At 59.5% G+C, this 6640-nt stretch carries 4 protein-coding genes and 2 pseudogenes; 5 read left to right on the top strand and 1 reads right to left on the bottom strand.

Translation table 11 applies throughout. The features are described from left to right. Positions 1 to 20: 20 nt before the first annotated feature. Positions 21 to 1145: an IS630 family transposase gene (locus MESCI2_RS0125630; RefSeq protein WP_027038787.1), complete on the bottom strand. Its 1125-nt coding sequence runs from the start codon at positions 1143 to 1145 to the stop codon at positions 21 to 23. A 45-nt stretch (positions 1146 to 1190) separates the two neighbouring features. Here MESCI2_RS0125630 and MESCI2_RS1000000137505 point away from each other — a divergent pair, with 45 nt between their 5' ends. From MESCI2_RS1000000137505 to MESCI2_RS01000000135660, 5 genes and pseudogenes are all read left to right on the top strand, one after another. Beyond that, positions 1191 to 1496: a LexA family protein gene (locus tag MESCI2_RS1000000137505; RefSeq protein WP_032901297.1), complete on the top strand. Its 306-nt coding sequence runs from the start codon at positions 1191 to 1193 to the stop codon at positions 1494 to 1496. 235 nt (positions 1497 to 1731) lie between these two features. Beyond that, positions 1732 to 1812: pseudogene (locus MESCI2_RS1000000137500) on the top strand (maturase); the annotation flags it as partial. Between the two features lie 542 nt (positions 1813 to 2354). Next, on the top strand, positions 2355 to 4130 hold the full coding sequence (locus MESCI2_RS0125615) for a DUF4350 domain-containing protein (protein WP_155936677.1): 1776 nt from the start codon (positions 2355 to 2357) through the stop codon (positions 4128 to 4130). A gap of 275 nt (positions 4131 to 4405) precedes the next feature. Next, positions 4406 to 6013 (top strand): ABC transporter substrate-binding protein, encoded by a 1608-nt coding sequence (locus tag MESCI2_RS0125610; RefSeq protein ID WP_027038972.1) that lies wholly within the window; start codon positions 4406 to 4408, stop codon positions 6011 to 6013. 365 nt (positions 6014 to 6378) lie between these two features. Continuing rightward, positions 6379 to 6640 (top strand): annotated as a pseudogene (locus MESCI2_RS01000000135660) (IS630-like element ISSpo6 family transposase); the annotation flags it as partial.

Genomic DNA, 6640 nt, shown 5'->3' with positions numbered 1-6640 from the left:
CTAGTACCTCTGCACAGAGATTATGACTCTTTGACGGTTGGCTTTGGGTAGGCCTTGGCCATTTTGAGGCGGGCCTGTTGGGTTGAGAACATCCAGTTGATGCGGGCGCCACTGGCGTTTCGTTGGTGTTGCCAGGCGGCGACCTCGGCGACGAGGCTATCGCGGCTTTCGATGCGACGGTCGAGGCACTGGCTGCGCAGGACGCTGATCTCGATCTCGACCATGTTGAGCCAGCTGGCGTGCTTGGGCGTGTAGTGAAACTCCAGCCGTCGCAGGATGCGTCGCGCCTGTGATGGCGGCAGGGCCTGATAGAGCGCGGCGGGCGAGTGGGTCGACAGATTGTCGAGGACGACCCGGATGCGCTCGGCCTCGGGATAATGGATGTCGACGAGGTCGCGCATGCAGTGGGCAAAGTCGTCGGCCGCGCGCCGCTCGGTGACCTTCACCTTGCGCCATGAGCGGTGCGCGTCGAGGAAGACGAACAGGTTGGCGGTGCCGTTGCGCTTGTACTCGCAGTCATAGCGCTCCAGCCTGCCCGGTGCGGCTGGGATGGGCTGGCGCACTTCGCCTATGAGCTGGGTCGGGCTTTCGTCGAAGCACACGACCGGCCGCGCCGGATCGGGTGTCTCGGCATAGAGGTCGAGCACATCCTCCATGCGCGCGACATACTCGGCGTTGACCTTGGGAATGCACCACATGTCCTTGCGCCACGGCTTGAGATCGTTCTCGGCCAAGCGCCGGCGCACTGTCTCGCGCGACAGTTGCTCATGCTCGGTCAGCTTGACGAACGCGTCGGCCAGCAGCTCCAGTGTCCAGCGGGCCCGCCCGGGCGGCGGGTTGGAGCAGGCGGTGGCCACCAGCAAGGCTTCCTCCTTGCCGCTCAGCTTGCGCTCCGCGCCGGGGCGCGGCTCTTCGCTGAGCGCCGCCTCCAGACCCATCTCCACGAAACGGCGCTTGGTGCGGTAGACCGTGGAGCCGCCGACCACCACCGTCGTCGCAATGGTCTCGTCGCTGTGGCTGGCATCGGCGGCGAGCAGGATCTGTGCCCGCTTGAGCTTGCGCGCCGGATGCTTGCCGCTGCGCAGTATGCTCATGAGTTCGTCGCGTTCGGGTTGGTCGAGATCGACGCGATAGCGTATATTCATCCGGATGGCCTCCTTCGGGTGCGGAGGTTCCGGATGAATCGACAAATGAATCAATTGCTTGACCGACAGCCGCCTGCCCGACCCCGATTCACCGACAAACAGGGGCAGTATCTCGCCTTCATCTGGGCTTACATGCAGGTCAACCGCCAGCCGCCGGCCGAACGCGACATGCAACGCTTCTTCGGCGTCACCGCGCCTTCCGTCCATCAGATGGTGCTCACCCTCGAGCGTGCCGGATTGATCCGCAGACAGCCTGGTGTTGCACGAAGCATCGAACTGCTCGTCGAACCCGATAGCCTACCCAGGTTGCAACCCATCGAACCTGTCAAATCCTCTGTGCAGAGCTACTAGCTGAGATTCGGGGAAGGCCGCGTGAACGGGGAAGCAATCGACATGGGCACGGCAACTGGGGAGACCCGTTCGGCATGAGGGTAGCGGCCTCAAGGCGGCGGTCGGTCATGGTGCTCAATGCCATCTACGAAGGCGACTTCGTTGGTTTTTTCGTCCCGGACGGGGGCCGATGATGCGCTGGACGCACTGTCGACGGCGATCAAAACACGAAAGGTGAACTGGATTGTAGACATCTCGCCGGACGTTTATACCGAAGGCGGATGGAAAGCAGCGGCCGCTGGCGATTGCAGCTCTGGAGGACAAGATCGTTCAGGGCGGTTGCGGGCGGTATGCTCCCCGTTGAACCCGTTTGTGCAGATCCTCAAGCCGAAGCTCGAGGTCTGCCTCGTAGTCCTGCCACGTCATGCCATCTACCCCGGGAGTGGCCTTGCGCCTGAGCGCGTAGAACCGCTTGTCGCCGATCCTGTGCAAAACGGCGCAAGGTGCAAGGGCGCGGCACGCAGAGGTTCTCCGACGATCAAGTCTTCGGCGAACTCGGCGTCTTGCGTCTGCGACGCGTGCACATTGGACCACCGCCGTGTGCCTCGCGATGAAGCCAGTCGGAGAGCTGGATGCGGGAAATCCGCACGTCCAGTTCGATGAGCGGGGAAGGGAAACGGAGCGATGCCGACACGGCCCAAGCGACCGAGCCCTTCCTCGACTCTACGCAGGTTAGGCATCTCGCTGCTAGATGACGAACATATATAAACTGCATTGGACGTAAAACGGTCACCACTTTAACCACCTGCTTAAAGAAGATGCGAACTGGAGCAGGTTTCGGACTTTCGCATCGCTTTGTCCACTCGAAGGAGGTGCCCAGTGCCCAAACTGATGCAAGAGCCGCCAATGGCGATGCGTCGCAAGGTCCCCGCTCAGACGGAGACGTTCCTTCCCGGAGTCCATCCGCATCCTTCACTGGCGACAGATCATCGTTTTCTTCCTTTCCCTGCCTCTGGCCGGGAAGAAGTGCCGTACTTTGCCGGTTATATGAATGAGATCAGCGTTCGACCGGGGCAGGAGTTGGCTGCACACGTGGCAACACGGTCACCCGAACATTGCTATGTGGACATTTATCGGGTGACCGGATGCGAAGACGCGCGCCAGGTCCCAAAGCTCTCCTTTGTCCAGCGCTTCGGCCCTATCAAACCGCACCGGCTTCCCGCATCGGCGGCCGGACGTCGCCTGAGCTCTGGCGACGCGGATTCCGAGGGATGCCGATGGCCGAAGGTAATCCTCGTTGAAAAAATCCCCCCAGATTGGAGCAGCGGTGTTTACATCGCCCAGTTCTGTTCCGCCGACGAACCGCAAGGCCGATCTTCGGACCGAGCCGGCGAAGACGCGCTGTTCATCGTAAGAAAAGCCGATGATCGTCCGGCTACGCGCATCCTCTGCCAGGTGAATGTTGCAAGCTGGCTCGCCTACCACATTTGGCACAATAAAAATCTATACGTCGGGCGTACTGACGATGGCCAGCGTCTGGAAGAGTTGCGCGGCTTCAAAGCATCTATCCATCGACCTGGAATTGGCCTTTGCTATCCCGGCGAAGGTATTCTGTGTCCTTATCCATTTAAAGCGGCCTATACGTTTGCTTTTGTTGACTGGCTGGAACGCGAGGGCATCGCCGTAGACTTTTGCTCTGGGCTCGACATATCTGCCGGACATGTAAAGCTTGCCGACTACGGCACCTTGGTGACGATCGGTCATGACGAGTACTGGACGGCGGACCAGATCGACGCCATACGCGACTTTCGGGACTCCGGCGGCCATACGATATTCTTCGGCGGCAACCTTGTTGGTTATCTGGTCCGGGAAACCCAAGACAGAACAACGATCGAGTGCTACAAAGAGGCAGGCAGCTATTACTCGTCAGATCCTTTCGACAATGAGGACGGCGACGGCAGAGAATTGCTTGACCCGCTACTCACTGCCTCGCCGACGCCCGATCGCCTCCTCACGGGAGATGTTTGGAAGCTGCGCGAAAGATCAACCATCCCTACGACCGGCGTTTACAACAGCGTCAGGCGTCCGGGATCGCCGCGGGAAGTAGTGACGGGCGGCGCGATGTGGTGGTGGGAGATGTTCGGTGGCCCTACGCGCCCACCTTGCGGCTTCACGATATGTGATCCTGAACACTGGGTTTTCGATGGATTGCAGTTGAAAGAAGGAGACACCTTTGGCGCAGAAATGAAGCTCATCGGGCATGAGGCAGATGGTCTGGAAGTTGAGATGTTCGGCACCCGTCCCGAACTCACATTCGCTGATGGGGCACTCCCCGGGACTAAACTTCTCGCTGTCGCTGACTGCCGTAGCTGGGGCGAGTGGGACTTTCGCGCCTGGCCACCCGTCTTCACTCCCGGCCAGCGGGAACATCTGGGGGGCACGGGTGGATTTGTCACCATGGTGCTTCACGAAGAGCCTGGCAAAGGCATGTTGTTCAACGCGCCGACCATCGATTGGGTATTTGGCCTTGTATCGTCGATCGATTGGACGGCCACTCGTAGCCTCGAGCCTCCGGTGTTCCCGCCTGATCCCGCCGTCGAGCAGATTACGCGAAACGTCTTGCTCGCTTGCAATAGGCGGAGTGAGCCTGCGTAACGCCGGGCAAGGTGCGCGGGCAGCCAACGCACTTTGGAACGGGGGAGTAATGCCAATGGCTTTTGATTGATGTTCAGGCTTGAGGCCCAATTGGAGCAACCCCGAGGCTTGTCGCCAATTACCTGGGCGTCAGTCACTGCCGAACTTGCGCCGAGTGAGGTAGCGGGCCGGGCCATGCTGCTGGGTCGCGATTGAATCAGATGCCGACCCGGATCGGCGTGATCCTGTCGATATTGCGGTAAGCCGCGCCATTGTCAAAAAAAGGGGAACTAAAGATGGAAATTTCTCGACGCAACCTCATCAAGATGAGCATGGCCGCCGGAACCGCTATGTCGATACCGTCGATCCTGCGGGCGCAGGGGGCCTCAGCTGACACTCGGGCCGTACGCATGGTGTTGGCTCAACCATTGACTGCATTCGACCCAATGGTCTCGTCTAGTGGCACCACACAGAACCACGGACTGGCGATCTACGACACGCTTTTTGCGCTTGACTCCAAGTTTATGCCACAACCGCAAATGGTCGGGAAGTGGGGCGTGTCGGACGATAAGAAGACCTACACATTTGAGCTGCGGGACGGCCTGGGTTGGCACGATGGCACCCCCGTCACTGCGGCGGACTGCGTCGCATCGATCCGTCGCTGGGCCCAGACCTCTAGTGGCCAACTGCTCAAGGAGCGAGCCCAAGACATCTCCAAGAAAGATGACAAAACCTTCACCATCGCGCTCAAGAAGCCGCTAGGATTGTTGATCGATCGTTTGGCAACATTCGCGGGGAGTACGCCGTTTATCATGCGCGAGGCGGATGCCGATCGCCCCCCAACCGAGCAGGTGACCTCGAATATCGGTTCGGGGCCGTTCAAGTTTAATCATGCACTCGCCAAGCCGGGCGCGAGCTTTGCCTATGATCGCAACGAAAAATATGTACCACGCAGAGAGCCGCCCGACGGATTTGCTGGCGGGAAGGTCGTTAAGGTCGATCGTGTCATCTGGGAAAATATCGCCGATCAGCAGACTGCTTTGAGTGCCTTGCAGGCAGGTGAGGTCGATTTCCTGGAAACTCCAGCCGCCGATTTTTATTCAGCGATTGAGAGCGATCCCAGCCTTGCATTGCAGGCTCTGGATAAGTCAGGCTTTGATTATTTTCTGCGGATGAACCACTTGCAAAAGCCGTTCGACAATGTGAAAGCGCGCCAAGCGATGCTTCATCTAATCGATCAGGAGGCGTTCCTGCGCATCTTGGCTCCCGATCAAAAATATGCCCATACCCTGACCTCGATATTCGGGAACAGTACTCCCTATACCAATGACGCTAACACAGGGTGGTTCAAGAAGGGCGGCGACCCTGAACGCGCTAAGCAACTGTTCCAGGAAGCGGGATATGCCGGTGAAAAGGTCGTCATCCTCCAGCCCACGGACTGGGCGCAGGCCAGTAATGCGGCGCAGCTGTTAGCTGACTCCCTCCGTAAGATTGGGGTCAACGCCGAACTGGCGCCGAGCGACTGGGGTGGACTAGTAGCGCGTCGGGCCAACAAGGGTCCCGTCGAGAGCGGTGGCTGGAGCGTCTTCATCACAAACGATTCCGATGCAGTCCAAGGCGATCCTACCGCCTCTGTGGCGTTGGATGCGCGGGGGGAGAATGGTTGGTTCGGCTGGCCTGAGAATGACGAATATGAGATCCTCCGGGCAAAGTGGCCAGATGTCCAAACACTCGAAGAACGTAAGATTCTGGCTCACAAGATGCAAGGTATTTGGTGGGACTTTGTGGGCGATGTGAGGCTGGGTCAAGTTGTTGAGCCAATAGCGCGCCGAAGCACCCTCACCGACCTCATCGAAATGCCGAACCGAGTCGCGATGTGGAGCATGCAGAAAGCCGGAGTTTAGACGGACTCCACGGCTTGGAGATGTTTTGGCGGAGCCAGTTCCTGCGGGCGTGTCTACCAATCATGTCTGCTGCAAGAAGCTCGACGAAGGCATTCTCACGGTGGGCTGCTGCTCCGGACGGGTCGAGATCTACCAGCGCTCGATTTGCTCACAACGCGGCCGAGTCTGCGAACGCGACATCCGCCTCGGACCTTTAATGTCTTCTCCGCGCTTCGGCGGTCCAATGCCATCGGGAAAGCCAACTATGACTGGGTCGAGCAATAATCGAAATGACACACGCCACTCCGAGCTTTCAAGCTTCGTCATGAAGGAGGTGCAACGCATCCTTGCCCAATGCGATGGGGCGAGACAGAGTGACAAGGGTGGAGGGCCAGCTCGGCCTCGAGGCGGCGAAGCTGGTCTTCGTCGCTGACACGAGCCTCTCACGAAGATGGCGCGTCTACGCGGAAGAGCATCGCGCCGCGAGCGTTCCGTGCCGGCGTGCGGCGTGGTTGGTAGCCCACCACCTTCACCGGCGCGCTGTGGCTGACCGGTATGACCGCCCCCTTCGTCTACGACGGCGCCATGAACCGCAATGTGTCCCTCTCCTATGTCGAACAGCGCGCAACGACCATCGCCGCCTTGTGG

Origin of the sequence: Mesorhizobium ciceri WSM4083, assembly GCF_000519305.1 — a bacterium.
In the GTDB taxonomy this organism is placed as follows: domain Bacteria; phylum Pseudomonadota; class Alphaproteobacteria; order Rhizobiales; family Rhizobiaceae; genus Mesorhizobium; species Mesorhizobium ciceri_B.
The sequence above is the reverse complement of the archived record's forward strand: the minus strand, read 5'-3'. Positions and strand labels throughout refer to the sequence as shown.

What these genes read in the sequence shown, in the direction of transcription:
- MESCI2_RS0125630 (WP_027038787.1), bottom strand. Translation starts at nt 1,145, where the DNA reads ATGAATATACGCTATCGCGTCGATCTCGACCAACCCGAACGCGACGAA.
- MESCI2_RS1000000137505 (WP_032901297.1), top strand. Translation starts at nt 1,191, where the DNA reads ATGAATCAATTGCTTGACCGACAGCCGCCTGCCCGACCCCGATTCACC.
- MESCI2_RS0125610 (WP_027038972.1), top strand. Translation starts at nt 4,406, where the DNA reads ATGGAAATTTCTCGACGCAACCTCATCAAGATGAGCATGGCCGCCGGA.